Here is a 24,590-nt window from a genome sequence, read left to right as displayed (position 1 = left end):
GCGATGACCAGGAAAGGGTGCGCGTAGTGAACCAAGCAGAACAATCGGACGGTCATGGCGAACCTGCGATACGAGAGATAGCTGGACGCCGCGTCTGGCCGATCGCTCTCGGAGGAGCGGCGCTGTCCCTTCGACCAGACCTGAGCCGAACAGCGGCCGTATCCACGATCAACGCTGCGATCGACAGCGGAGTGAACCTCATCGACACTGCTCGGGCCTACACGACCGTCGACGATGAAGCGCACAACGAGCGTCTCATCGGCGACGTACTGGCCGCCCGCCAGGACGGAAGCACCGTGATGGTCGCAACCAAGGGCGGCCACTTCAGGGCAGGACCGACGGAATGGAAGAACGACGCCCGGCCCGCCGCGCTGAGAGCGGACCTCGAAAGCAGCCTTCGGGCGCTGAAGCGTGAGACGGTCGAGCTGTACTTTCTGCACTGGCCGGATCCCGACGTACCGTTCGCCGAGAGCGTCGGTGCTCTCAGCGAGATGCGCTCGGAGGGGAAGATCCGAGCCATCGGCATCTCCAATGTCGACCCTGCCCTCCTGGCTCTCGCACGCACCGTCACATCGGTCGACGCCGTGGAAAACCCGTATTCCGCGCTCGGCGGAGGCGACGACACGCTCCTTCGTGAATGCGAACGCCAGGGCATTCCGTTTCTGGCCTACTCACCGCTGCGAGGGTGGAACGCAAGCGATGCTTCGCCGTGTCTCCTGGATCTCGCGGCACATCGAGGTGTCTCGCCCGAGCAGTTGCTTCTCGCCTGTCTGCTGCACCGGTCCGACACACTCCTGCCGATCAGCGGCGCCGGACGCCCTGAGACGGCGGTGGATTCGGCCTCCTCGGCCCGGCTCTCGCTGAGCCCGGACGAACTGCGGATCGTTGCCGCCGTTGCAGAGACGGCCGCTCCGGACGCCGCAACATCCCCGCAGCCCTGACGATCCCACTGCCGACGGCCGGCCTGCCCACGTTGCCTCGTGCCCGTGGGCTGAACTGTCGCGCCGCAGCATCACCGCAGAACGGCGGCGAGCGACCCGTGGCCGCCCATCGTGCGTGTACCGGCTCCTGGGTGCCGGGGGCGTTGCAGCCCACCGACTCCCCGTAGCCGGCTTTGGCCAGGATGTCCGCCTGTCGCTCCCCGAAGATCTTGCCGCCGTCCGGCGTCGGAGGCGTGATCTGCGGAACGCGTGTCCGTGTGGTGCTGACGCGAGGTGATGGTCAGGGGATGAGGGCGAGCTTGCCGCCGGGGTGCCCGGTGGCCAGCCGGGCGATGGCAGCCTGCGCGTCGGCCAAGGAGTACGTCGCGGCCACCGGAACCACCAGTGTGCCGTCGGCTGCCATGTCGATGACTTCCTGCCGAACGCCGTTTCGGTAGGCCATGCTCTCGGGCAGCACGCCGATGAGAGCCCGAAGTCCGTCCTTGTGGGCCCGGGCGATCGCCGCGATGGTGGCGAACCTGGCGCCGTCCCCGCCCAGCAGGCTGAGCGAGGTGTCCACGGCTTCGTCCGTTCCCACGCAGTCGACCGCCGCGTCGACACCGTGCGGGGCCGCCGCGCGCACCCGCTCCAGGAGACCTTCGCCGTAGGCCACGGGAACGGCGCCGAACCCCCGCAGGAGGTCCGCGTTCGCGGCCGAAGCCGTCCCGATCACCCGCACACCACGGGCCGCGGCCTGCTGCAGCACGCTCACGCCGACCGCGCCGGACGCGCCGTGCACCATGACGGTTTCCCCGGGCTTCGCACCGACCGCGTCAAGTGCCTCCGTTGCCGTGGTGCCGGCCAGCAGGAGGTTGGCCGCCGCCGCGAAGTCGACGTTCGCGGGCTTGGCGAAGACGTCGGCCGCCGGAACGGTGATCGCGGCGCTCCAGGCGTTCCGCACCGGGTAGGCGATCACCTCGTCTCCGACGGCGACGGCGCCCGAGGCGATGCGCGTGTCCTCACCGACGGCGGTGATCACGCCCGCAGCTTCGAAGCCGACCCCTACGGGGAACCGGGAAGGGTCCCCGGGACCGACGTGGATGTCGGCGGGGTTCACTCCCGCGGCTCGGACGGCGATGGTCACCTCGCCCTTCCGGGGCGTCGGCACCTCGGCATCCACCAGTGTGTACACGCTGGTGTCGCCGTACTCCGGGACGATCCACCGTTGCACCATGGGCTCTCTCCTTCGCAGCTCACTTGCCGATTTACTTCGAATTCGAAGCACTAAATGGACGGTAACATACTTCGAAGTCGAAGCAAGGGCGGTGAACCGTGGGTCAGACAGAGGCGACACCCGAGCACCTCGCCGCGTACTTCGCGCTCATGGAAGCCGGCGCCCTGCTGCAACAGATGGTCGAACAGCAGCTGCGCCAGGATGGCGACCTCAGCTACGTCCAGTTCAGGCTGCTGACCCGGTTGGCCGACGCGGCCGACAGCAGTGTGCGCATGACGGATCTCGCAGACGGCCTCGTGCACAGCCGCAGCGGGCTGACCTACCAGGCCGACCTCCTCGAACGGGACGGGCTCATCGTCCGCAGCCCCTCGCCGGACGACGAGCGTTCGGTGACCGTCGCCATCACCGAGGCAGGACGCGACGTGCTCGCACGCGTGCGGCCCGGGCACATCGCCCTGGTGGCGAAGGAGCTCTTCGGCCCCTTGAACGAGCAGGACGTCGCCGCGATGGCGGACGTGCTCACGCGGGTCCGCGACCACCTGCGTACGGTTCCGCGCCCGCCCACAACCCGACGGCGCACTGCGAGGAAGTGAGCCCAGGCCGCATGCCCGGCGGAGTCGGCCGGACTCGGTCCTGGACTCCCGCGCGTCCTGCAGACTCTCTCGCAGAACCACCGGTACCGGGGCGGCAGTCGGCTCGAGCGCATGGACGTTGGTCCCATGTCGGTGAGTGGCGCGTCGAACGGGCCATTGGGGTTGAACGAGAAGCCAGTCATGCGGATCGACGTCCTCTCGCTGACGCGGCTCGCGGTGCCGGGCCGCACGCGAAGCGCCCGGCTCGGCACCGCGAAGGGGAGTCAGCCTGCGTAGACGTCCTCGACGTAGCGGTCCTGGTCCATCAGGTGCCGCAGCCACTCCTCGGCGGCCGCATCGTCGGCACCAGGCGTGCGCTGCACGTACAGGTCCCGGAACGCCGCACGCACACCGGGTGCCATGTGCCGGCCGTCACCGCAGACATAGACCTCGGCCCCCGCTTCCAGCAGCGCCCACACCTCGTCGCCGTCGGCGGCGATCCGGTGCTGCACGAACCGCAGGCCGTCTTCCGGCTCCTCACTGAAGACGGGGCGCATGGACACCGCGCCCGCCTGATCGGCGGCCCGCAACTCCTCGGCGTGCAGGTAGTCCGCGTCGGGCGCGTCACAGCCGAAGTAGCAGAGCGCCGGGGCGAGTCGCGCTCCGGACTCGGCGAGCCTGAGGCGGTCGGTGATCGCGCCACGGAACGGGGCGAGCCCGGTACCCGCGGCGATCATGATCACCGGGATCTGCTCGTCGTGGGTGATGCGGAAGGCCTCTCGGCAGGGCTGGAGCCGGCCCAGGACGACATCACCGGCGCCTACGGCGTTCAGGTACCCGGAACAGGCGCCCCGGTGGGTTCCGCGTCCCGAACGGGCCGGTGCCTGAAGCAGCGAGACCATCAGGTCGACGTGGCCCGAGGCGGTGACAGGTGAGGAGGAGACCGAGTAGGTACGCGGACGGATCGGGGGGAGCAGGTCGAGGACGATCGGCCAGGTGAGGGCCCCCCGCAGGGCCGGGTTGTCCTCGATGATGTCGAGCAGGGTGCGCGGATCGGCGGCCAGGGCCTGCTCGTCGTCCGCCAGGGCCGTCAGCGCCCGCTGTTCCGGTGGGCAAGGGTTGGCGGCGGCCAGGATGCGCAACTGGTCGGCGGTCGGCCGGTCCTGGAGTTCGACGTGGTGGGTGAGCAACTCCCGTACGGTCACGGGCCGGTCGACGGCGAGACCGTCGGGGCGGGGGCGTGCGGAGGCGATGTTGAGGACGGTGGCGAGGTCGGCGCCCAGCAACTTGGCGGCCCGCTCGACCAGGCCCGGATCGTTGGCGGGCAGTACGGCCAGGTGGTCCGCGGTCCGGTAGGTCTGCCCCGTCGGGAGCGCGACCCGCACGAACCGCTTGACGCGCGGGTGGGAGGGATCGCACAGGCTCCTGGAATCGGTGACGGTCATCGCGGTCATGCCGTGGCGGGCGGCCAGGCCATCCAGCGGGCCGCCGGTCACCTCGGTCACGAGGTATCCGCAGCCCTGCGCGGCAGGGGCAGCCGCCCCGACGGACGCCGGGTCCCCCGCGTGCTCCAGCAGGGCGGTGCACATCCGCTCCGTGAACTGCCCTACGGCATCGGCGAGATCACCGGACGCATCGGCCTCGGCACGCTCCACCAGCCGCGTGCCGCCGAGTTCGGCGAGCCGTCGGTCGATGAGGGCGGGGACACGTTGGTAGGTGGCCACCCAGTTACGGTCGCCGATGCCCAGCACGGCGTAGGTGACACCGTCCGCCGCACCGGGCTCGGCCGTCTCCAGCCACCGCACGAAGGCGGCCGCGTCGTCGGTCGGCTGCCCGTTGTAGGACGCGGCTGTGATGATCAGAGGCCGGTCGACGGGCAGTACGCCGGCGTACGCGTCGAGCGGCGCCACCTCCGTATCACAGCCCAACTCCCTTGCGGCAAAGGCCAGTCGGCTGGTGAACTCGCGGCAGGCGCCATAGTTGGAGCCGTGCAGCAGGAGCACACCCGTGCCCTGCTGCACGCGTGCGGGCAGGGAGCTGTCGACGGTCGGTGCGGGGGCGGAACCAGTGGTCGGAGTGGTTCGCGTGGCACGGTCGGCGGGTGTGCGCGGGAGGACGCCCAGAGTGAAGCCGTCGGGCTTGATGGTGAGCGTCTGCCTGATGGTGAGCTCGTACCGGCCGTGGTCGATCAGGCGGTAACGGTGGGCCAGCATGCCCAGCAGCATCGTTGCCTCATGGAGCGCGAACTGCCGCCCAATGCAGGCACGTTCACCGGTGCCGAACGGCTTGAACGCGTGCGGGGAGCGGGCCGCCTCCATCCCGGGGTCGAAGCGGGAGGGGTCGAACAGGTCCGGGTTGTCACCCCACACCGGGTTGCGGTGCAGCATCGGGATCGACACTATGGCGGGCTGTCCGGCGTGCATCCGGATGCCGTCGCCGATCACCGTGTCCCTCAGGGCCTGCCGGGCGAAGGCGGAAGCCGCAGGCCACAGCCGCAGGGTCTCGTTCAGCACCTGCCGGGTGTAGCGCAGGCGGCCGACATCCTCGTACGTCGGCTCGGGGTCGGCCGTGTCTCCCCACAGTTCGTCCACCTCCCTCTGCACCCGGTGCAGGACTTCGGGGTGCTTGGAGAGGAAGTACAGCGCGAAGGCGAGCGTGTTGGACGTCGTCTCGTGGCCGGCGATCAGGAAGGTGATGACCTGGTTGCGGATGTTGGCCTTGTCCAGGGTGATGCCGTCGGACGGATGCCGGGCGTTCAGCATGAGCCCCAGAAGGTCGTCGGCGTCAGGCTGCGGTTCTGCGGTACGCGCGGCAATGACGTCTTCCACCACGGAAGCCAGGTAGGCGGCGTCGGTTCGGAACGCCTCGTCCACCTCGCCGTAGTCCACACCGGACTTGCGGTCCATCTTGGCCATCGCCCAGGTCAGACAGCGCACCGCCGCGGAGACGAACGGATGCGGGCGAACGCTGTCGAAGGAGCCGAAGTCGAAGCCGAACCCGGCCAGGCCAATGGTGTCCAGTGTCATCCGGGACATGTCGCCGGGTACGTCCACCGGTGTGCCCGCGGCCGCGTGACGGTCCCAGGAGTCGAGCAGGCGGCGGGCCACACGCAGCATGACCGGGTGATACCGGCGCATCGACCCGAGAGCGAAGGCCGGCATGAGCAAGTCGTGGGCCTTGGCCCAGTTCGGCTCGTCGTTGAAAGCGGTGAACAGACCGTCGCCCGCGAACTCGCGGATGTTCACCTGCGCCGCGCCGACGAACTTCGCGAAACGCTCGTCGTCGGCCAGTTCGGTGACCAGGCCGAGGTCGCTGACGAAGAGCACGTCGTGACCACCGAACCGCTGGAAGTAGGCGGGTCCGTACGTTCTGGCCCGCTCCATGTTCGCCAGCACCGGCGGGGCGGAGTGGGAGGACGCGGCGGGATCGATGACAGGCAGGCCGTCGCGGATCTCGGTGTGCGGCGGGAGGATGACCTCGGTCATGTGGGGTTCCCTCTGCGTGCAAGGCTGTTGGGACTGCCGCCGACACCGACGGCCTACCCCCATGCTTGCGCCGCGCGAGTGGCGCCCGACGCCCCGCTCCTACCAGAACTGGTAGTCGGCAGTCGCCGGCCGGGCTTGCCCTTGCATCGGACCGGCGCCCGAAGCGGCATGACACACAGGAGAGGACCGTATGGACTACGGGGAGCCCCACTCGGACATCCCGTCGGACAGCCTTCCGGCCACCCACTCACCGGTGCCGGACAGCGCGGCGGCCGTCTTCTGGCGCAACCGCGCCACCAGCCTGTTCGACCGCATCCCACTGCCCGCCGCCTTCTGCAAGGCCGACTCCACCATCCTGCGGGCCAACCCCGCCCTGGCCGCCGAGTGGGGCCAACTCGCCGGATCGTTGCGCGGGCACAGCGCCCTCGACCTGTTCCATCCGGAGTCCAGGGACCAGATCCGCTCGATCGCGGAGGCCATCCGCCTGCACCGCCGGTCCCGCTATCCGGTCGCCGTTCGCTGGACCACCGCCGACGGCGTCGAGCGGCGCGGGAACGTGAGCGTCGACCTCGTCGACGACACCTCAACCGACGAGCCGAACCTGCTGGTCATCGTGCGCGTACTGGAGGAGAGACCGATCGCGCCCGCAACCCCGGCCACTGCGGTGGAGGACACCGAGGTCCGTATCCTCGCCCTGACCGCCCGCGGTGCCACAGCGGCGCAGATCGCCTCGGCCGTCGGCCTCACGGCGGACGGAGTCAACTACCACCTCAAGCAGTTGTCCCGTCGCTGGGGGGTGTCCGGCAAAGCGGCCCTGGTCGCCCGCGCCTACGTGGAGGGGATCCTGACACCGGACGTCTGGCCGCCGGCCCCGATCCCGTATCCCCCACGGACAATGCGGTAGGCGTTCCAGCTCCTTTGGTCCCCGCGCTCCTCGTCGCACTCACCGTCGCCCTCTCCGGCCAACCCAAGCGCGAACCGAACAGCAGTACCACCCGGGCCACCTACTCTGGCGACTAGGGGCTGACGGAACAGGGCTCCGACCAGCCTCTTTACAGAAGTTCTTTCGCCTGACAGAAGCCGCCTTGCCGAGCCGACACAAGCCTCACGACCCTGATTCCAACCACGGCACGCGGGGCGACGACGCCCCGCCGACAGGGACGGGAACTGCCATGCCGCACATGACCGCTTTTGCCAGGAACCAGTGGTACAGCTAGCGCATCTTCCTGACCTGCGCTTATGCGAGGCGATGAGGCTGCGACCTGCTAGGACGGGTTGCAGAGGCGTACGGAGGCAGTCAGAGGAAACCGCTCTGATTCGACCCGGGGTCCGGATCGCACGCAAAGGCATCGAGTCCAGCTAGCGATTGGGCCGCCGTCGCTGGGTGGTCGAACGCACGATGTCGTGGCTATCGGGCTACCGCAGACTCAGCCCCCGCTACGAGCGAAATCCCCGCAACTACCTGGCCTTTCTCGGCTTGGCCGCTGCCCTGTGCTGCTACAAGCGACTCGTCCGCCTGACCACGTAGGACACGGTCTAAGCCCGTCTCGCTCCATTCTGCTCCCGGACGGCGTCGAACAGGGAGGTCAGAGTGGGACTTCCCGCGAGGCTGCCCAGCAGGGCGTGAAGCGAGTCTCGTTCCGTGGCACCCAGGTCTGCGAGGATTTCGCCGTCGAGATCGACGAGTGTGCGGTTGAGGCGGGCCAAAACCTTGCGCCCTTCGGCGGTGATGTCCACGGCGTAGCGGCGACGATCCTGCGGGTGTCCGCTCCGCGTATCCGGCGCGCTCCAGGTCGTCGAGACTCGTCACCATCGTCGCGGGGTCGATGCGCAGGAACGAGCCAAGTGCCAGTTGCGGCATGGCACCGTTGTCCGCCAAAGCCTGCAGGACGCTGTAATGCCGCACTCGCAGGCCGGTCCCGCCGATGCCGTCCTCGGCGATCCTGAACGCCACCTGTCCGAGTTTGACCAGCAGGCAGATGGTGTGTTCGGCCACTGTCCCCGGTACCAGCGGAGCCTCGGACATCGTTTGTCCCGCCCATGGTTAGTCATACGTATGGTCCTGTCCATCGTACGAGAAAGCCCGAGGCGGCGAACCGCTGCAGGCCGACGGGATGCCCCACTGTCCGTCGGCTTACTGCACCGGCGCGTCCTGGGCGATCAGCCGACGATGGCCCGGCCGAAGATCTGCCGAGCTATGACCCACTTCTGGATCTCATTGGTCCCCTCGTAGATCTCGCCGATTTTGCTGTCCCGGTAGATCGCCTCGACAGGGCCGGGGCTGCCGTCGGCACCCAGTTCGCGCGCGAAGCCGAGGCCTCCGAAGGCTTGGACGGCGTCGCGTGCCATGTCCACAGACAGCTTGGTGGCGTAGTACTTCGCCATCGCGGCCTCGGGCTCCGGGGACGGGTCACCGGCGTCCAGGCGCAGGGCGGCCTTGGTGTAAAGGGTGCGGGCGTTCTCGATCTCGGTGGCCCGTTCGGCGAGCAGGAACTGCCAGTGCTGGTTGGCGGCCACCGGCTTGCCGAAGGCGTGTCGCGTCGACAGGTGGGCCACGGTGTGGTCGAAGGCGGCCTGCGCCATGCCGACCCCGGCAGCCGCGATGCCGATCCGGCCATAGGTCAGAGTCGACAGCGCATGGCGCAGTCCGTGCCCTTCGGCGCCACCAAGGAGGTCGTCGTCGGAAAGCTGCACTCCCGTGAAGCGGATGTCCGCGGTGAGCTGGCCGCGGTTACCCATCTTGCGGTCGGGAAGGCCGACTTCCACTCCGGGACGTGCCGTGTCGACGATGAACATGCTCAGCCGGGTGCCGGTGCGGGCGAGAACCACCACGAACCCGGCGACGGGCGAGTTGGAGATCCACCGCTTGTGGCCGTTCAGCACCCAGCCGGCCTCGGTGCGTATCGCCTCGGTCTGTACCGCTTGCGGAGACAGGTCGCTGGAGGCATCCGGCTCAGTGGTGGCGAAGGCACCGACCACTGAGCCTTCCGCGACCCTTCGCAGCCACCGCTGCTGCTGCTCCTCAGTGCCCTGCCGCAGGGCGTTGCCCGCCAGGATGCAGTGCACATCGAAGACGGCCGCGACGCTGCTCGAGTAATAGGCCAGTTCCTCGATGGCCGCGGCAGTGGCGGTCGCCGGGTGGGTCAGGCCATCGCCGCCGACCTCGCCGGGGAAGGGGATTCGGAAGACCCCCGCCGACGCAAGCCCGTCAAAAACATGCTGGGGGAAGCCGTCCGTGCGCTCGTCGCCACCGGCGATCGCCACGGCGTGCGGAGCCACTTCGCGTTCTGCGATCCGGCGCACGGCAGCGCGAACGGACTGTGTCTCTTTGGGGGCCAGGAGCTCGTGGTAGAGCCGATCGATCTGGCGTGTGGGAGTCGAAGTCATACGCGGAAGATACCATTAGCATCGCGTATCATTAGTCGGACAATCTATTTTGGAGGTTCAGCCATGACTCAGACGCTGGCCGGCAAGACCGTCCTGATGTCGGGAGGCAGCCGCGGCATCGGACTCGCCATCGCCCTGCGCGCGGCCCGCGACGGGGCGAACGTGGTGATGCTCGCCAAGACCGCCGTGCCGCATCCAAAGCTCGAAGGCACGGTCCACACCGCCGTCGACGAGGTTGAGCGCGCGGGCGGCAAGGGGCTGGCCGTGGTCGGCGACGTGCGCGAAGAGGACGATGTGCGCACCGCCGTCAACGCGGCGGTCAGCGCCTTCGGCGGCATCGACATCGTGGTCAACAACGCCAGCGCGATCGACCTGTCGTCGTCGGAGCAGCTGGAGATGAAGCGGTACGACCTGATGCAGGACATCAACACGCGTGGCACGTTCCTGCTGAGCAAGGCAGCGATCCCACATCTGCGCAAGGCGAGCAACCCGCACATCCTCACGCTCTCCCCTCCGTTGAACCTCGCGCCGCACTGGGTGGGAAAGCATCTCGGTTACACGCTGTCGAAGTACGGCATGAGTCTGTGCACCATCGGGCTCGCCGAGGAGTTCGCCGCCGACGGCATCGCCGCCAACTCGCTGTGGCCGCGGACCCTGATCAACACAGCCGCCGTGCGCAACGTGGTCGGCGGCGCCGGACAAGCCCGTAGTCCGCGGATCATGGCTGACGCCGCGTACGCCATCGTCACGCGTGACGCGCGGAGGTGCAGCGGCAACCTGTTCGTCGACGACGAGGTCCTCTCGGACGAGGGCGTCACCGACCTGTCCGCCTACAGCCCTGCCGGCTTTGAGGGTGATCTCGCGCTCGACATATTCGTCGATCCGGCCTGATCCCGCACCGCTCAGCACATGAACGCGAGGGCGTTCTCAAGGACCTCGTCGGCGAGCTTCGAGCCGAAGGCGACGCGGGACAGTTGCAGCGACCCCGCCGTCATCGCGAAGAGTCCGAGGGCCTTGGCGCATGCGGGCTTGGGATCCTCGGGTGCCAGATGGCCAACGATCTCGTCCACGATGGCCCGCGCGCCGTCGCTGCCGACCCGATTGACCGCGCCCGGGCAGCGGCTGACTCCTCGAGTAAGGCGACGGAAGGACATCCGACGCCGCACTGGTACCGGAGCCACCGACACCGTCCCGTCTGGAGCGCCAGCCGACGTGGCGAATGCCGGAGGCGGCACGAAGCCGTCCACTTCCCGGCCCAGCAGCGCGGCGAACTCGATGGTGGTGAGATCGCCCCCGCTGGGGCCCATGGCCTGGAGACCGATGGGCAGCCGCTCCTGCCCTTGCTCACCATCTCCTCTATCTGACTGTCTCGCGCGCAGGTCGGCAACGCGGCAGACCCCCGATGCATCCCCACACCGCATTTCGAGGGGACGGCGCCCTGCTACATGTTGATCATGTGGCCCGCGAGGCCGTGGACGGCTTCCTTGACCGCTTCGCCCAGGGTCGGGTGGGCATGGACGTTGCGGGCGACCTCGTGGACGGTGAGGTCCCACTGCTGGGCCAGGGTCAGCTCGGGGAGCAGTTCGGTGACGTCCGGGCCGATGAGGTGGGCGCCGAGGAGCTCGCCATACCTGGCGTCGCTGATCAGCTTCACGAAGCCGGTCGCATCGCCGAGGCCGTGGGCCTTGGCGTTCGCGGTGAACGGGAACTTGGCGACCTGGACGTCGTACCCCTGCTCCCTCGCCTGGGCCTCGGTGTAGCCGAAGCTGGCGATCTGGGGCTGGCAGTAGGTGGCGCGCGGGATCATCGCGTAGTCGAGCTCCATGGTCTCGGCATCGGCGAGGGTCTCGGCGGCGATCACGCCCATCGCCTCGGCGGCGTGCGCGAGCATCAGCTTCGCGGTGACGTCGCCGATGGCGTAGATGTGCGGCACGGAAGTGCGGCAGCGGCCGTCGACGTCGATCGCGCCGCGCTCGGTGACGCGCACGCCGGTGTTCTCCAGGCCGTAGCCCGTGACATTCGGCGCGAACCCGATCGCCTGGAGGACCTTGTCGGCCTCCAGGACCTGCTGGACGCCGTCCTTGCCGGTGACCGTGACACGGACCTGCGCGCCGGACTCGTCGATCGACTCGACGCGGGTCGAGGTGAGGACGTCGATCCCCAACTTCCGGTACTGCTTGGCCAGCTCGGCGGAGACCTCCTCGTCCTCCAGCGGCGCGACCCGGTCCAGGAACTCTACGACGGTGACCTTCACACCGTAGTTGTTCAGGACGTAGGCGAACTCGATGCCGATCGCGCCGGCGCCCGCGATCACGATGGACTGCGGCAGATCCTCGGCGAGGATCTGTTCCTCGAACGTCACCACTCGGGAGGTACGGCGGGTGCCCGGTAGCAGCTTCGGGGTGGCGCCGGTGGCGATGATGCAGTCGTCGAAGCCGATGGTGCGGGTGTTCCCGTCGTAGTCGGCGACCTGGAGCGTGTGCGGGTCCAGGAACGTGCCACGGCCGCTGATTTCCGTGATCTTGTTCTTCTTCATCAGGTAGTGGACGCCCTTGACCCGGCCGTCCGCGACCTTCCGACTGCGGCGGAAGGCTTCCCCGTAGTCGAAGGAGACCTGCCCGTCGACCCTGATGCCGAAGGTCTTCGCCTCGCGCGTGAAGATGTGCGCGAGCTCGGCGTTGCGCAGCAGGGCCTTGGTGGGGATGCAGCCCACGTTCAGACAGACACCGCCCCAGTACTTCTCCTCGACGACCGCCACGCGCTTGCCCAGTTGGGCGGCCCGGATGGCGGCGACGTATCCGCCGGGGCCCGCACCAAGTACGACGACGTCGAAGTGCTCGCCCTGCTCGTCCATGGAAGGTTCCTTTCCGCTGGGGTGGTCGGCTCCTCGCGAGGGACCGGCCGGCTCCCGATCGAACAACGTGTTCATCAACTCATCAGTGGCAGCTTCAGCCACCGCCTGCCTCAGGGAAAGCGCAGGCAGTCCCCTATACGTCCATCTCAGCGCCCCGACGCCATGATCTATGCCCGGGCAGCGATCAGCGGCCACGCGCCGACACCTCATGAACCTCATGCACTCCGGCCTCGGCTGCACCGAGCCTGAGGGTGTCGAGCCCGAAGGCCGCGACCGGTCCGTGCGCGCCAGGTTTGAGGACCGCATCCGGCGCCGCTGCCTGCACCGCGCCCCACGCCAGAAGAGATCCCGTCATCTCGTACGGATCCGGCCCGGTGAGGGTTGTCGTGACCAGGGGCCGGCCCTGTCCGTCACGGGCTACAGCGATCACCAGGGAACGGCCGTCGAGATCCGGTTCACGGCGGGATCCCGGGAGCCGCTCGGACCATCGCACCAACGCGGCCCGCACCTTCGCCGACCGCAGCAATGGCGCCTGCAGGGTGGCGGCGATCTGTATCGGCCGGGTCCACCGTCCGAGCCACCCCAGGCCTACCTCGACACTCTCCAACTGGGGGAAAACCGCCGGGAGTCCGAGATGCTCCGTGCCTGGGACAGTCATGGCCGAGCGCTTCACACCGGCGTAGCGAAATGTGCGGACCCTCTTGGCGGCACGCTCGTCGATCAGCCGGGGAGGCTGTCCGCGACGTGCAGGACGGTAAGCGAAGCCGTCCTCGGCCACCGCGGCAACGAGTGTCTGCCGCGTACCTGCCGTGGTCAGGGTGTAGGAGTCGCGCAGAGTGGTGCGGTAGAGCAGTTCGTCCCCGTGTCCCGAGCGGGTGATGAAGTAGCCGATCTCGACATGTCGTGCCCGCTCGCCTGCCGTGTCCAGAGCCAGCGCGCCGGCGAGGTTGCCCGGCACGTAGTCATAGCCGAACGACGGCACGAGAGTCGCTCCCCGGGCGGCGGCCACGGAGTCCAGCTCATCGCGGACACGGCGAGCGAAGGGCCCCTCCCCCGCGGAGTCGAAGTAGTGGGCCCCTGCCCGCGCGGCGGCCGTGACCGGGACCATCTACCACCACTTCCCGGACAAGAAGGCAATGTTCGCCGAGCTCTACACAGAGCTGATTCATCAGGTCGGGGCCTTGGGCGATGCAACGTCCGAGGCAGTCCGAGCCACGCCGGACGAACCCGCCACCACCGCGGTGGCCGGCCTCACGCACGCCTTCCTGCGCCGGACCATCGACGACCCCCTGCACCGTGAGCTGATGGCACAGGCACCCGCGGTCCTGGGCGAGCAGTACCGGCACATCAACGAAACCGTCGCCCAACCGCCGATCGAACGGCTCCTGACCGTTCTGGCCGAACGCGGCGACCTGCAACCGGATGTGCCCGTCGCCACCGTCGCCCGGCTGCTCCTGGCAGGCCTGTGCGAGGGCAACCAGATCATCGCCGCCGCGGCGGACCGGGAAGATGCCCTGGCCAGGACGTTCCGCGCGATCACCCTGCTGATGTCGGGCCTGGCCGCCGACGACATCAGCGCCCGCGGCTTGACCTGACCGGGACCGTGTCGACGGCGCCGACGCTGAGCGGCCCTCGTTGGCCGGCATGACCCGTCGCTACTGTGCCGCCTCGTCCTCGATGTCGCGGACCAGGTCGATGGCCCGGCCCAAGGTCGCGAGTCGGGCGGCGAGGGTCTCGCCGGCGGGATAGAACCGAACGGTGTCGACACCGGTGTCGCGCCACACCCGCAGCCGCTCGCGCACCATGTCCTCGGTTCCGATCAGCGTGGTCGCCAGCACCATCTCGTCGGTGACCAGGCCGGCCGCGCCGTCCCGGTCCCCCGCCTGCCAGCGTGTCCGGACCTCGGCCGCCACCTCGGCCCAACCCTGGCGGCTGTAGGCGTTGTTGTAGAAGTTCGTGGTCGCCGAGCCCATACCGCCGAGGCTGAAGGCAAGCTCCTTCTTGCGCCCGGCGACCATTGCGCGCAGCGCGTCCTCGTCTTCGGCGAAGGCGACCTCGGCGCCCTGGCAGATGTCCAGGTCCGAGCGGCTGCGACCAGCGGCAGCCAGGCCCTGGTCCAGGTGGTCGAAGTACGCCTTCTTGGCGCCCTCGGGTACGAAACTGGTGCCCAGCCAGCCGTCCGCGATCTCACCGGTCAGGTGCAGCATCTTCGGGGAGAGGGTCGCCAGGTAGACCGGGATGTCGTACTCGGCGCGCATCGACAGCCGCATGGGCTTGGCTTCCCCGCCCGGCAGGGGGATCTGGAACTCCCGCCCGGAGTAGGCGACTTTCTCCCCCGACGCGGCCCGCCGCACGATCTCGACGGTCTCTCGCATCCGTGACAGCGGACGGTCGAAGGGCACTCCGTGCAGCCCTTCGATCACCTGCGGCCCGGAGGGTCCGAGTCCGAGAAGGAAGCGCCCGTCGGAAATCCGGGACAGCGTGATCGCGGCGCGGGCGATGGCCATCGGCGTGCGGGTGCCGAGCTGGATGATTCCCGATCCGAGCAGCATGCGCTCGGTCCTCGCGGCGAGGTAGCCCAGCGGCGAGGGCGCCTCGGAGCCCCACGCCTCCGCCACCCAGCAGATGTCCAGACCGAGATTCTCCGCCTCGGTGACGTAGTCGACGATCTCCTGCCAATCGGCGCCGGAGGCTTCGATCGTGGTAGAGGTGCGCATCAGAGAGTCGCCTCGCCAGAGGCCCCGGCGCCCTCAGCCAGCTTCTTGATCCCCTCGACAGTGGCGGTCATGTTGGCCTCGAACTCCCGCATGCGCACGAAGACGATCTTCTGCTCCTTCTCCGGCATACGGTCGATGGCGAAGGAGAGACCCGAGCGAGCGGGCCCCATCTGCATCCATTCCCGCAGCAGAGTGCCGCCGTCCTGCGGCTCCAACGAGAACCGCCAGATCGCCGTCGGGTTCAACGGGTCCTCCACCGCCCAAGCGAGCCTCCTCGACGGCTCACACTCGACGATGTGGGACGTGGTGGCCCACTCCCCCAAGGACTCATGACTGCTCCGGCCGATGAATCGGGCCCCCAGGGCAGGGCCGCCTCCGCCATCCAGCCACTCGACCGATTGCAGCTCGGGACTCAGGCGCGGCATCAGCTCGATGTCGGACACCAGCGTCCACACCTCTGCCGGTGGGGCGGCGATCCAGGTGTGGACCTCAACCGTCGGCTTGTCCGCATAGCGCGCGCCCGTCCACTCCATGATCCCGCAGCCTCTCGCCAATGACACCCACGTAAGCTTGTGACCTGTAAAGTTGCGTAGATAGACTTACCTGTCAAGGGTGAGTGCGGATCTGCGGAACCGCTGAGTCAGCCCGCGAAACGCTCCTTCACATCCGGCCGCTCGGCCAGGTGCGGCGGATAGCCAGGGCCCATCCGAGCGCGGGTGTTGTCCGCGGTCATCGGCTCACCACAGGCGGCGCACATCACCTCGGCATGGGATTCCTCCCCGCTCACCTCGTGATGCATGGCGACCGGCGGGCCCGCTTCACCGGCCAGCCAGCGGTCCCCCCAGCGATTCATCACCAGCAGCACGCCGTAGAAGTCGCGCCCCTTCTCGGTGAGCACGTAGTCGTAGCGAACCGGCTCCGCCTGGTACGGCCGCTTCTCCAGCAGCCCCTCCTCCACCAGCCGGCGCAGCCGGTCCGTGTGCGTGTTGCGCGCGATCCCCAGCGACTCCTGGAACGCGTCGAACCGCCGGATCCCGTAGAACGCCTCGCGCAGCACCAAGGGCGTCCACCAGTCCCCGAGCAGGTCCATGGTCCGCGCGATCGAGCAGGGCCACTGAGCAAAGGATGTCCGCCTCATGAGAGCCAGCATAGGTTCGTCCAGTCATGAGACCCAGCAGGTACAGCGAGTACGGAACCTGCGCGCGATGCCTTGTGTTCCGAAAATAACGAAGTTATGTTGCCGCCATGAAACGTGACTTGCTGGGCAGAAAGCTGGTTGTCACCGGAGCGGCACGCGGGATCGGCGAGAAGGTGGCCCGCCTGGCCGCCGCCCGAGGGGCTCGTGTGGCCCTGATCGGCCTGGAGTCCGATCGGCTGCGCGCCCTCGCCGATGATCTGGGCCCCGCCGCCTCATGGTCTGAGGCCGATGTGCGTGACGGTGCCGCCCTCCGGTCAGCGATCGACGGGGCCGCGGAGGTCATGGGCGGCGTCGACCTCGTCGTCGCCAATGCCGGCGTCGTGGCGTACGGAACGGTGCGGCAGACAGATGAGGCGTCGTTCGAGCGGGTCCTGGACGTCAATTTGAACGGGGTGTTCCGCACCCTCAAGTACGCGACGCCCCATCTGGAGCGCAGCCGGGGCCATGTACTGGTCGTGGCGTCCGCGCTCTCCTTCACGCCGCTGGCCGCGATGGCCTCGTACGGCGCGAGCAAGGCCGCGGCCGAGTTGCTCGCCCTGACCTACCGCCAGGAGGTGGCACACCTCGGGGTCACGGTCGGCCTCGTGCACCCCTCCTGGATCGACACGGACCTCGTGCGGGGAGCCGAGGCAGACCTCCCCTCGTTCCAGGGGCTGCGCCGACGGCTGCCCTATCCGGGCAATGTCACCACCAGCGCCGACCGGGCTGCCGCTGCGATCGTCGACGGGCTCGTGCGCCGACGCAGCCGCGTGTACGTCCCGCGCGCCGTCGCCGTGGCCAACTGGGCCAAGGGAGCACTGAACTCGCCGCTGACCTGGCCCTGGGCTCGGCGTTTCGCGGCCCGGGCGGTTCCGTCCCTGGAACGGGAGGTCGAGGCATTGGGGAGGCATGACCAACTCACGCCGGGTACCAACAGCCCCACCGTGGAGACCAGGTCGCCCTAGCGTGGAGCGCAAGGGGCGGCACCCGGCCGCCCCCTTCTCACAGGCCTTGGATGATGGATTCGTACAAGCGCGCGCCGGCCTCGTGCGAGGCCTCGGCACGTTCACGCCTGTCACCCAAGCCGACAGAGAAGTTCACACCCATCGGTAGAAGCACCTGCATCACCGCGTCGTCGAACTCGACGAAGTGCTCGGCCAGTTCAAGGGTGATGTAGCCGTGCACGAAGCTCCACAGCTGAGCGGCTATGACCTCGGGGCGCTGCTGCCGGCCCCTGCCGGAGCGCACGAACCGTTCGCACGCCGCGGCGACATGGGCGTGGGCTTCTCGAAATCCCGGTGAGCGCCCACTCAGGCGAAGGTCCGCGTCCGACAGCGGCCGGTATGTCGCGCGAGTGGACAGGCCGAACATCAGGTCGTAGAGGTGAGGGTTCTCGTGGGCCATTCGACGACACGCCAAGGCCATGGCGAAGAGTTCCGCGATCGGATCCTCAGTCACCGGCACCTGGGCAAAAGCTCTACCGAGTTCCTTGAACCCATGGTCGGCAACGGCGCCCATCAGCTCAGGGATCCCGCCGAAGTGGCTGTAGACCACCATGGTCGACAGTCCGCTCGCGGAAGCCACCGTGCGCGCCTTGATGGCCGACGGCCCCTGCTCGGCCAGCAGACCGATGGCCGCCTGGACAAGTCGCTCCTGCGCGTCTCCGACCCTCGCCCGCCCTGCCACGTCTCGCTCGCCTCCACCGTTGACACATTGAAAATAACTTGGTTATCTAACTCTTCACGGCAATGTTACACATTGTGGGCGACATGTCGTCACGGACACGGCGTACGTCTCTGGACCCGTCGTCACGCGCTGCCCAGTCTCATGCCGCCTGCGCGGACACAACCCCCGGGGCGAACACGACCCCATCACCGCCACACGCGGCCGCAACTGTCCCACGCACTTTCCCACCCCTCCATGAACTCAGCACGGGAGCAGACTTCATGCCGTACACAGACAAGGGCCATCTCAAGATGAGGACCGGGGAGCCGTCCTGGTCGTCCGTGTCGACGGTGGCCCGCACCAGGAGTTCGGCCTCGACATCTCCACCCAGCTGGACAAACTGGTGGACCGGGCCGACCGCGATCCGAACATTCGTGCCGTCGTCTTCACCGGGGCGCATCCCGAACGGTTCGTCAGCCATGCCGCGGTCCGATGGCTTCAAGAAGAGGGCGCAGCCAGCCCTACCGTCGGCCGCCGCGGAGCCGCCGCCGTCGTGCGCATGGCAAAGCACGTGGACCGATCTCGTCTCCTGGGCACCTTGATGCGCAAGACTCCGATGCGAGGTGCCCTCCAACTGGAGCGCCTGCACACGACGTTCCTCCGGATGAACCGCAGCGGTGTCCTCTTCGTCGCTGCCCTCAACGGTTCGGCTCTCGGCCTCGGCGCGGAGTTCGCCTGGGCCTGCGATCTGCGGGTCATGGCTGACGGAGACTTCTTCATCGGCCAGCCAGAAGTCCTCCTCGGCATCATTCCCGGCGGAGGCGGCACCCAGCGGTTGACTCGCCTGATCGGTACCCACCGGTCCTTGGCAGCGATCCTCGAAGGCAAGCCCTTCACACCTGCGGAGGCTCTTGCCAATGGAGCGGTCGACCAGGTCGTTCCGCAGGACCAGGTGGTCACACAGGCGATAGAACTCGCTGAACGCCTCGGCAAGCGATCGAAGGGATCGGTCGCGGCTGCCAAGAGGTCGGTGTACTTCGGCGGCTCCATGTCACTGGAGGACGGTCTGCACGTCGAACGCGCCGAGTTCTTCACCAGGGTGATGTCGCAGGAAGGTCAGGAATTGATGCTCGGCTACCTGAATGCGACAGACGTGATCGGCGAACTCCCGCTCTACAGGCCTGACACCTACACGCAGGCACTCGCCTCGGGCAGCGTGCCCCGGCGCCGCTCGACGAATGAACGGTGACTCGACATGACAGCACCACAGCCCTTCATCCGGCACAACGTCACCTTCCCCTCCGGCGACAGTACCTGCGCCGGCTGGCTCTACCTGCCCACGGGTGTCACCTCCCCGCCCGTCGTCGTTCTCGGACACGGCCTGGGCGCCACCCGCGAGATGCGCCTCGACGCCTTCGCCGAGCGTTTCGCTCAGGCCGGCATCGCCTCCCTTGCCTTCACGTACCGACACTTCGGGGACAGCGGCGGCCACCCTCGCCAGCTCCTGTCGATCAAGCGTCAGCTGGCCGACTGGGACTCCGCCCTCGCCTACGTCAAGACACGCCATGATGTCGACCGCGCACGCGTCGCGGTGTGGGGCAGCTCCTTCGGCGGCGGCCACGCCATCACGGTGGCCTCTCGACACCCGGAACTGCGCGCGGCCGTGGCCCAGTGCCCGTTCACCGACGGTCTCGCCTCCGCGCTCGCGCTCGGCCCGGTCGCCTCGCTCAGAATGACTCCGGTGCTCGCCCGGGATCTGACGGCCAGAGTGCGTGGTAAGGCACCCGCGATGGTTCCCATCGCCGCCGCCCCTGGCTCGCCGGCCCTCATGAACGCTCCGGACGCCCTCCCCGGATACCAGGCACTGCAGCCACCCGGGAAGACGTTCCGCAACGAGGTCGCGGCACGCGTGATCCCGACCATCGCCGGCTATCGGCCCGGGCGGGCCGCGAAGAAGGTCGCCATGCCGATCCTCTTCTGCGTCAGCAACACCGACTCCGTCACCCCTCCCGCCCAGACCCTGCGGTACGCGCGCACCGCGCCCCAGGGAGAGATCAAGCGGTACGACGCCGGTCACTTCGACTTCTACACCGGTGAGACGTTCGAGGAACTGGTACGCGACCAGATCGAGTTCCTCGCCCGCCAGCTGCACCCGGCACCCGCCGCATCGACGACTTGACCGGATCGCATCACACCGAGACAGGTATGCCCGCCATGAATTTCGCTTCTCTGCCCGATCGCCGAGCCGAGGTCGACCCCCAGGGGGCCGCGGTCTCGGACGGGCGGCAGTCCCTCACCAACGCCCAGCTATTGAGCCGCGTCCGACGGACAGCACGTCAGCTCCACGATCTCGGAATCGGTCCCGGTGACGTCGTCGCCCTCAAGCTGACGAACCGCGTCGAGTTCGTCCTTCTGCTGTTCGCCGCCTGGCGGCTCGGCGCCACCATCACGCCGGTCAACCCGAGCATGACCGATGTCGAAGTGGTCCGGCAGCTCAAGGACTCCGGTGCGCGCCTGCTCGTGGTCGAGGACGGTTCGGAAACCACGGCAGGCCTGGCCACACTCAGCGTCGGTGAACTGAGCGAACATCAGGCGCCGGAGTGGGATCAGGCACCGCGTCTGGACTCGTCCGCGCTGGCTCTCCTCATCTACACCAGCGGCACGACCGGGGTACCCAAGGGCGTGATGCTCGACCACGCCAACATCGACGCCATGGTGGAGATGGGACGCCAGGCTCTCGAGCTGGGGCCGAGCGACCGCTGCCTGCTGATCCTGCCGCTCTTCCACGTGAACGGCATCGTGGTAAGCATCCTGACGCCGCTTCTTGCCGGCGCCAGTGTCGTCATCGCGGGCCGCCGGTTCGACCCCCACCACTTCTTCGACCTCGTCGAACAGGAGCGCCCCACCTTCTTCAGCGCCGTCCCGACGATCTACAGCATGCTCGCAGCACTCCCTGACGACGTTCGGCCCGACACATCGTCGGTGAGGTTCGCGGTCTGCGGCGCCGCACCTGCCTCCGACGAGTTGCTGACCCGGTTCGAGGCCCGGTACGGGTTTCCCCTCGTCGAGGGGTACGGGCTCTCCGAAGGAACCTGCGGCTCCACCATCAACCCCGTCGGGGGACCCCGTCGCGCAGGAACCGTGGGGCTTCCCTTCCCCGGCCAGGAGATCCGGATCCTCGACGCCGACGGTACGGAGGTGGCGCCGGGCACGGACGGTGAGGTCGTCGTGAGGGGCCCCAACGTCATGCGTGGCTATCTCGGCCGCCCGGACGACACGGCCCGGGTCATCGTCGACGGCTGGTTGCACACGGGCGACGTGGGCCACCTCGACGCCGAGGGCTATCTGACCCTGGTCGGACGCTCGAAAGACATGATCATCCGTGGTGGGGAGAACATCTACCCCAAGGAGATCGAGGACGTGCTCGCGAGCGACCCGTCGGTCCTCGAGGCCGCAGTGATCGGCGTACCCGACGAGAAGTGGGGCGAGGTGGTGGTCGCCTACGTTCAACCCCGGCCTGGTTCGACCGTCGACCCGGCGGCGCTCAATGCGCTTTGCGCGCGCAGCCTGACCGGCTTCAAGCGCCCGGCCTCATACGTCGTGGTGGAAGCCATCCCGAAGAACGCGGTCGGCAAGATCGACAAAGGCTCCTTGCGGGCAGGCCACACTGCCGTCCTTGCAGGGTCCTGATCAGCACAGTTGGGGTTATGGTCCGCACCTGTCCGACCGCATCGGCGGCACTCCCGCTGTCACAGTCGGCATGGCCCTGAACACAGTGGGCCTGGGGCTCTGGGCGCTGGCCGTCGAGCCGCAGGTGTCGTACACCTCGCTTCTGCCGGCGCTGATCGTCTGCGGAATCGGCATGGGTGTGTTCTTCGCTCCCAGCGCGAACCTCGTCATGAGCACGGTCCGCGCGCAGGAGCAGGGCAGAGCCTCCGGTGCCAACAACGCGATCCGCGAGGTCGGCGGTGCCATGGGCGTCGCATCGCTGGCGGCGGTGTTCTCCGCGCAGGGCGGCTACGAATCGGCCTCACTGGTCGTGGACGGGCTGGTGCCGGCGCTCTGGGTCGGTGCCGGTGCGGTCGGCCCGGCGGCGGCCCTGGCTCTCCTGATGCCCCGGCGGCACGGGGCTGACGGCCCAGCTGCCGGCCTTGCCACGGAGGACGCTCCGGCCGGCGCATCGGTCGCAATCTGAGCTCCACGCCGGGGGGTGGCCCAGCCTGTTTCAGCTGGGCCACCCCCCGGCGCTCCCGTCCTTCACGCTTCAAGCTCATTCGCCGCACACGGGGGCATCGCACCGTGGTCGAAGCCCCTCCGACGACTTGCCCATGCGGCCAGTGCGCACCCTCCGGAGGGACGCAATGTCCGTCACCGTGACGGCGTCAGCGGTTCGTCTCTCCGGCCAGGAACGGGCGCAAGTGCGCCAACAGCGCCTCCGGCTGCTCTTCCGGGATGAAGTGACCGCATTCCGGGATCTCGGCACCCGTGACGTCATCCGCGTAGTCGCGCCAGATCTCCAGCGTCGGCAAGCGGGCCGGCAGCCCTGCGGCACCCCACAAGGCCAGCACCGGCATGGCGAGGCGGCGCTCCGCGGACGCGTCGATGTCGTCCAGCGCGATGTCCTGCTCCATGGCCCGGTAATCGTCGAAACTCGCGCGCATGGCACCCGGACGGGAGAAGGCGCGGACGTACCCGTCGACTGCATCGGGTGTCAGTCCGTGGCGGTTGTAGGTCCACCGCTCGAAGAAGTACTCGAGATACCCCCGCATGTCATGCCCCACCAGCCGCTCGGGCAGATCGGGCTGCATCTGGAACAGCCAGTGCCAGTACCCGGAGGCAAGCGAGGCGTCCAGGCGGCGGAACATCTCCCGGGTGGGCACGATGTCGAGCACGGCCAGTCGTTCCACCTGCTCCGGGCGGTCCAGCGCCCAGCGGTGCCCCACCCGCGCGCCGCGGTCGTGCCCCACGACCGCGGCCTTCTCGAAGCCGAGGACTTCGACGAGGCCGGCGATGTCGGCGGCCATCCGCCGTTTGTCGTAGCCGGTGGTGGGTTTGTCGCTCAGGCCGTAGCCGCGCAGGTCGGGTGCCACGACGGTGTGGTCGGCAGCGAGATCCGCCAGCACCGGCCGCCAGCAGTCGGAGGTCTGCGGCCAGCCGTGGAGCAGGACGAGCAGAGGGCCGGAGCCCGCGCGGAGGTAGTGCAGACGGACCCCGTCCACCTGACTCACTCCGGTCGCCACTGTCGGCTGCCCCATGGATCCGCCTCCTTCGCACGCACTAACCCTCTTAGATGGTTAAGCTAACGTGCAGAATAGGGACGTGGCAACGGACGACATGTGGATCTGGGACGGCGGGCGGGTCTGCCTGGACCTCGTCAACACCCTGCGCGACCGTTGGCGGACATCGCCGACGGAGACACTCCGGAGTTCAGGCGACCTGGTCCTCTGGCTTCACGAGGCCGGGCTGCTCGCACCGGACCCCCCGCACCCCGCCACTGCCGCCACCCTGGCGTCGGGCCGCCGACTGCGCGAGGTCGTCGACCGGGCCGTGCTGGCGGGCGCCGACGGCCGTCTGCCGGCAGCCGACGACATCATGATGCTCAACCGATCAGCAGCGGAGGCCCCGCGCCCCGCCCTGCAGATCGCCATCACGGACGGACGCCTGGAGCCTGCCGGCACCGCGAAGCTGGCCACCCACCCCGCGGTCGCCTTGGCGCTCGTCGCTCAGGATGCCGTCGATCTACTTCTGTCCGCCGAGATCCGGCGCGTACGCGTCTGCGGCGCGGACACCTGCGCCCTGCGCTTCTTGGACCGCTCCCCTGCCCACAACCGCCGCTGGTGCTCCATGGCGCGCTGCGGCAACCGCACCAAGGTCCGCCTCCACCAGGCCCGGGCCAGACGGAGCGAGCACACCCCGAGAGGCTGAGGCCCCCCACCCGGCACCCTCGTCCACAGCCGGCGACGTCGCGCCGATCGCCCGATGCAACCGCGTTCAGCTCACTCGGCGGCCTTCATGCGAAAAGCGGGCCCAGGAACGCTCTCGATGTCTTCCTCCCGCACGGAGTGGCCTTGTTCGCAGCGGACGTGGACGTTGACGTGCGCGCCGCACCCACGGTGCCGCGTCAGCACGGCCGGCCCCTCCGGATCGGCGCGATACCGGTCGCCCCACTGCAGGAGCCCCATCACGGCCGGTACGAGATCCATGCCCTTCGGGGTGATCACGTACTTCGGCCGGCTCCGCGCACCCGGCTCCTTGTAGGCCTCGGTGGCCAGGATCCCTTCCTCCACCAGCATCCGGAGTCGCGCCGCGAGCAGGTTGCGAGGACAGCCCAGGACGCGTTCGAAGTCACCGAAGCGGGACGAGCCGTACCAGACCTCACGGAGGATCAGGATCGTCCACTTCTCCCCCACGACCTCAAGGGTCCGCGCGATCGAGCAGTTCGACATGTCCCGGTCGAGACGGGGGTCCATGCCGGAGTCCTGAAGAGCTTCGGTCCACACATCCATGGGGTGATACTAACCTCGCCTAAGTTTACTTTCCTATACCCAGCAAGTAGCGTCACAACTGGCACATCAACCC

Annotated in this window: 22 protein-coding genes and 3 pseudogenes; 12 read left to right on the top strand and 13 right to left on the bottom strand. The window is 68.4% G+C overall.

Annotation, left to right across the window (positions count from 1 at the left end):
* Positions 1–17: 17 nt before the first annotated feature.
* Positions 18–941, top strand: coding sequence for an aldo/keto reductase (locus tag ACZ4UV_RS11935; RefSeq protein ID WP_467837563.1), 924 nt, complete (start codon positions 18–20; stop codon positions 939–941).
* A 280-nt stretch (positions 942–1,221) separates the two neighbouring features.
* On the opposite strand, the gene ACZ4UV_RS11930 is transcribed toward ACZ4UV_RS11935, so the two are convergent.
* On the bottom strand, positions 1,222–2,154 hold the full coding sequence (locus ACZ4UV_RS11930; protein WP_451018853.1) for an NADP-dependent oxidoreductase: 933 nt from the start codon (positions 2,152–2,154) through the stop codon (positions 1,222–1,224).
* Between the two features lie 98 nt (positions 2,155–2,252).
* Here ACZ4UV_RS11930 and ACZ4UV_RS11925 point away from each other — a divergent pair, with 98 nt between their 5' ends.
* Positions 2,253–2,747 (top strand): MarR family winged helix-turn-helix transcriptional regulator, encoded by a 495-nt coding sequence (locus ACZ4UV_RS11925; RefSeq protein ID WP_451018854.1) that lies wholly within the window; start codon positions 2,253–2,255, stop codon positions 2,745–2,747.
* Positions 2,748–3,010: 263 nt separating this feature from the next.
* Here the strand turns inward: ACZ4UV_RS11925 and ACZ4UV_RS11920 are convergent, their stop codons facing one another.
* Positions 3,011–6,211, bottom strand: coding sequence for a cytochrome P450 (locus ACZ4UV_RS11920; protein WP_467837560.1), 3,201 nt, complete (start codon positions 6,209–6,211; stop codon positions 3,011–3,013).
* 190 nt (positions 6,212–6,401) lie between these two features.
* Between ACZ4UV_RS11920 and ACZ4UV_RS11915 the strand changes: the two genes are divergently transcribed.
* On the top strand, positions 6,402–7,115 hold the full coding sequence (locus tag ACZ4UV_RS11915) for a helix-turn-helix transcriptional regulator (RefSeq protein ID WP_451018856.1): 714 nt from the start codon (positions 6,402–6,404) through the stop codon (positions 7,113–7,115).
* Positions 7,116–7,529: 414 nt separating this feature from the next.
* Positions 7,530–7,739: pseudogene (locus ACZ4UV_RS11910) on the top strand (transposase); the annotation flags it as partial.
* Positions 7,740–7,979: 240 nt separating this feature from the next.
* Here ACZ4UV_RS11910 and ACZ4UV_RS11905 read toward each other — a convergent pair.
* Positions 7,980–8,237, bottom strand: a pseudogene (locus tag ACZ4UV_RS11905) (MarR family transcriptional regulator); the annotation flags it as partial.
* A 134-nt stretch (positions 8,238–8,371) separates the two neighbouring features.
* The gene (locus ACZ4UV_RS11900; protein ID WP_451020927.1) at positions 8,372–9,598 is read right to left on the bottom strand and encodes an acyl-CoA dehydrogenase family protein; all 1,227 of its coding nucleotides are present in this window, start codon (positions 9,596–9,598) and stop codon (positions 8,372–8,374) included.
* Positions 9,599–9,661: 63 nt separating this feature from the next.
* Between ACZ4UV_RS11900 and ACZ4UV_RS11895 the strand changes: the two genes are divergently transcribed.
* Positions 9,662–10,489 carry an SDR family oxidoreductase gene (locus ACZ4UV_RS11895; RefSeq protein ID WP_467837557.1) on the top strand — a complete coding sequence of 276 codons (828 nt, stop codon included), beginning with the start codon at positions 9,662–9,664 and terminating at the stop codon, positions 10,487–10,489.
* A gap of 11 nt (positions 10,490–10,500) precedes the next feature.
* On the opposite strand, the gene ACZ4UV_RS11890 is transcribed toward ACZ4UV_RS11895, so the two are convergent.
* The 3 genes from ACZ4UV_RS11890 to ACZ4UV_RS11880 all read right to left on the bottom strand — a co-directional run bounded on the left by ACZ4UV_RS11890 (position 10,501) and on the right by ACZ4UV_RS11880 (position 13,434).
* Entirely contained in the window at positions 10,501–10,668 is a 168-nt protein-coding gene (locus ACZ4UV_RS11890; RefSeq protein ID WP_467837555.1) for a hypothetical protein, read from the bottom strand.
* Between the two features lie 371 nt (positions 10,669–11,039).
* Positions 11,040–12,452, bottom strand: coding sequence for a dihydrolipoyl dehydrogenase (gene lpdA / locus ACZ4UV_RS11885; protein ID WP_451020924.1), 1,413 nt, complete (start codon positions 12,450–12,452; stop codon positions 11,040–11,042).
* 184 nt (positions 12,453–12,636) lie between these two features.
* On the bottom strand, positions 12,637–13,434 hold the full coding sequence (locus ACZ4UV_RS11880) for a saccharopine dehydrogenase family protein (protein WP_451020923.1): 798 nt from the start codon (positions 13,432–13,434) through the stop codon (positions 12,637–12,639).
* Between the two features lie 154 nt (positions 13,435–13,588).
* On the opposite strand from ACZ4UV_RS11880, the gene ACZ4UV_RS11875 reads away from it, so the two are divergent.
* Positions 13,589–14,047, top strand: coding sequence for a hypothetical protein (locus ACZ4UV_RS11875; RefSeq protein WP_467837552.1), 459 nt, complete (start codon positions 13,589–13,591; stop codon positions 14,045–14,047).
* Positions 14,048–14,107: 60 nt separating this feature from the next.
* On the opposite strand, the gene ACZ4UV_RS11870 is transcribed toward ACZ4UV_RS11875, so the two are convergent.
* The 3 genes from ACZ4UV_RS11870 to ACZ4UV_RS11860 all read right to left on the bottom strand — a co-directional run bounded on the left by ACZ4UV_RS11870 (position 14,108) and on the right by ACZ4UV_RS11860 (position 16,307).
* Positions 14,108–15,169, bottom strand: coding sequence for an LLM class flavin-dependent oxidoreductase (locus tag ACZ4UV_RS11870; RefSeq protein WP_451020921.1), 1,062 nt, complete (start codon positions 15,167–15,169; stop codon positions 14,108–14,110).
* Positions 15,169–15,702 carry an SRPBCC family protein gene (locus ACZ4UV_RS11865; protein WP_467837550.1) on the bottom strand — a complete coding sequence of 178 codons (534 nt, stop codon included), beginning with the start codon at positions 15,700–15,702 and terminating at the stop codon, positions 15,169–15,171. The genes ACZ4UV_RS11870 and ACZ4UV_RS11865 overlap by 1 nt, the downstream gene beginning before the upstream one ends.
* A 107-nt stretch (positions 15,703–15,809) precedes the next feature.
* The gene (locus ACZ4UV_RS11860) at positions 15,810–16,307 is read right to left on the bottom strand and encodes a winged helix-turn-helix transcriptional regulator (RefSeq protein ID WP_467837549.1); all 498 of its coding nucleotides are present in this window, start codon (positions 16,305–16,307) and stop codon (positions 15,810–15,812) included.
* Between the two features lie 107 nt (positions 16,308–16,414).
* Here ACZ4UV_RS11860 and ACZ4UV_RS11855 point away from each other — a divergent pair, with 107 nt between their 5' ends.
* Complete coding sequence (locus ACZ4UV_RS11855; protein ID WP_451020918.1) at positions 16,415–17,311, top strand: short-chain dehydrogenase/reductase; 897 nt, start codon at positions 16,415–16,417, stop codon at positions 17,309–17,311.
* Positions 17,312–17,348: 37 nt separating this feature from the next.
* On the opposite strand, the gene ACZ4UV_RS11850 is transcribed toward ACZ4UV_RS11855, so the two are convergent.
* The gene (locus tag ACZ4UV_RS11850; protein WP_467837547.1) at positions 17,349–18,032 is read right to left on the bottom strand and encodes a TetR/AcrR family transcriptional regulator; all 684 of its coding nucleotides are present in this window, start codon (positions 18,030–18,032) and stop codon (positions 17,349–17,351) included.
* Between the two features lie 382 nt (positions 18,033–18,414).
* On the opposite strand from ACZ4UV_RS11850, the gene ACZ4UV_RS11845 reads away from it, so the two are divergent.
* The 4 genes and pseudogenes from ACZ4UV_RS11845 to ACZ4UV_RS11830 form a co-directional block, all read left to right on the top strand.
* Complete coding sequence (locus ACZ4UV_RS11845) at positions 18,415–19,260, top strand: enoyl-CoA hydratase/isomerase family protein (RefSeq protein ID WP_467837545.1); 846 nt, start codon at positions 18,415–18,417, stop codon at positions 19,258–19,260.
* A 6-nt stretch (positions 19,261–19,266) separates the two neighbouring features.
* Positions 19,267–20,190, top strand: a complete 924-nt coding sequence (locus tag ACZ4UV_RS11840) for an alpha/beta hydrolase (protein ID WP_316783493.1) — start codon at positions 19,267–19,269, stop codon at positions 20,188–20,190.
* Between the two features lie 26 nt (positions 20,191–20,216).
* Positions 20,217–21,701, top strand: coding sequence for a class I adenylate-forming enzyme family protein (locus tag ACZ4UV_RS11835; RefSeq protein WP_451020915.1), 1,485 nt, complete (start codon positions 20,217–20,219; stop codon positions 21,699–21,701).
* A gap of 28 nt (positions 21,702–21,729) precedes the next feature.
* Positions 21,730–22,206 (top strand): annotated as a pseudogene (locus ACZ4UV_RS11830) (MFS transporter); the annotation flags it as partial.
* A gap of 187 nt (positions 22,207–22,393) precedes the next feature.
* On the opposite strand, the gene ACZ4UV_RS11825 reads toward ACZ4UV_RS11830, so the two are convergent.
* Positions 22,394–23,266: an alpha/beta fold hydrolase gene (locus tag ACZ4UV_RS11825; RefSeq protein ID WP_351613347.1), complete on the bottom strand. Its 873-nt coding sequence runs from the start codon at positions 23,264–23,266 to the stop codon at positions 22,394–22,396.
* A gap of 64 nt (positions 23,267–23,330) precedes the next feature.
* Here ACZ4UV_RS11825 and ACZ4UV_RS11820 point away from each other — a divergent pair, with 64 nt between their 5' ends.
* Complete coding sequence (locus ACZ4UV_RS11820) at positions 23,331–23,936, top strand: CGNR zinc finger domain-containing protein (protein WP_451018732.1); 606 nt, start codon at positions 23,331–23,333, stop codon at positions 23,934–23,936.
* Between the two features lie 71 nt (positions 23,937–24,007).
* Here the strand turns inward: ACZ4UV_RS11820 and ACZ4UV_RS11815 are convergent, their stop codons facing one another.
* Entirely contained in the window at positions 24,008–24,517 is a 510-nt protein-coding gene (locus ACZ4UV_RS11815) for a winged helix-turn-helix transcriptional regulator (RefSeq protein WP_451018733.1), read from the bottom strand.
* Positions 24,518–24,590: the final 73 nt, after the last annotated feature.

It is taken from the genome of Streptomyces sp. NPDC028289 (genome assembly GCF_055565975.1).
Note: the sequence above shows the minus strand (reverse complement) of the source record. Positions and strands in the feature narration are given on the sequence as shown.

Excerpts from the sequence above, each read along its gene's own strand:
- ACZ4UV_RS11825 (WP_351613347.1), bottom strand. The coding sequence starts at position 23,266 with ATGGGGCAGCCGACAGTGGCGACCGGAGTGAGTCAGGTGGACGGGGTC.
- ACZ4UV_RS11860 (WP_467837549.1), bottom strand. The coding sequence starts at position 16,307 with ATGAGGCGGACATCCTTTGCTCAGTGGCCCTGCTCGATCGCGCGGACC.
- ACZ4UV_RS11815 (WP_451018733.1), bottom strand. The coding sequence starts at position 24,517 with ATGGATGTGTGGACCGAAGCTCTTCAGGACTCCGGCATGGACCCCCGT.
- ACZ4UV_RS11930 (WP_451018853.1), bottom strand. The coding sequence starts at position 2,154 with ATGGTGCAACGGTGGATCGTCCCGGAGTACGGCGACACCAGCGTGTAC.
- ACZ4UV_RS11875 (WP_467837552.1), top strand. The coding sequence starts at position 13,589 with ATGTTCGCCGAGCTCTACACAGAGCTGATTCATCAGGTCGGGGCCTTG.
- lpdA (WP_451020924.1), bottom strand. The coding sequence starts at position 12,452 with ATGGACGAGCAGGGCGAGCACTTCGACGTCGTCGTACTTGGTGCGGGC.
- ACZ4UV_RS11920 (WP_467837560.1), bottom strand. The coding sequence starts at position 6,211 with ATGACCGAGGTCATCCTCCCGCCGCACACCGAGATCCGCGACGGCCTG.
- ACZ4UV_RS11835 (WP_451020915.1), top strand. The coding sequence starts at position 20,217 with ATGCCCGCCATGAATTTCGCTTCTCTGCCCGATCGCCGAGCCGAGGTC.
- ACZ4UV_RS11865 (WP_467837550.1), bottom strand. The coding sequence starts at position 15,702 with ATGGAGTGGACGGGCGCGCGCTATGCGGACAAGCCGACGGTTGAGGTC.
- ACZ4UV_RS11900 (WP_451020927.1), bottom strand. The coding sequence starts at position 9,598 with ATGACTTCGACTCCCACACGCCAGATCGATCGGCTCTACCACGAGCTC.
- ACZ4UV_RS11915 (WP_451018856.1), top strand. The coding sequence starts at position 6,402 with ATGGACTACGGGGAGCCCCACTCGGACATCCCGTCGGACAGCCTTCCG.
- ACZ4UV_RS11870 (WP_451020921.1), bottom strand. The coding sequence starts at position 15,169 with ATGCGCACCTCTACCACGATCGAAGCCTCCGGCGCCGATTGGCAGGAG.
- ACZ4UV_RS11840 (WP_316783493.1), top strand. The coding sequence starts at position 19,267 with ATGACAGCACCACAGCCCTTCATCCGGCACAACGTCACCTTCCCCTCC.
- ACZ4UV_RS11895 (WP_467837557.1), top strand. The coding sequence starts at position 9,662 with ATGACTCAGACGCTGGCCGGCAAGACCGTCCTGATGTCGGGAGGCAGC.
- ACZ4UV_RS11855 (WP_451020918.1), top strand. The coding sequence starts at position 16,415 with ATGAAACGTGACTTGCTGGGCAGAAAGCTGGTTGTCACCGGAGCGGCA.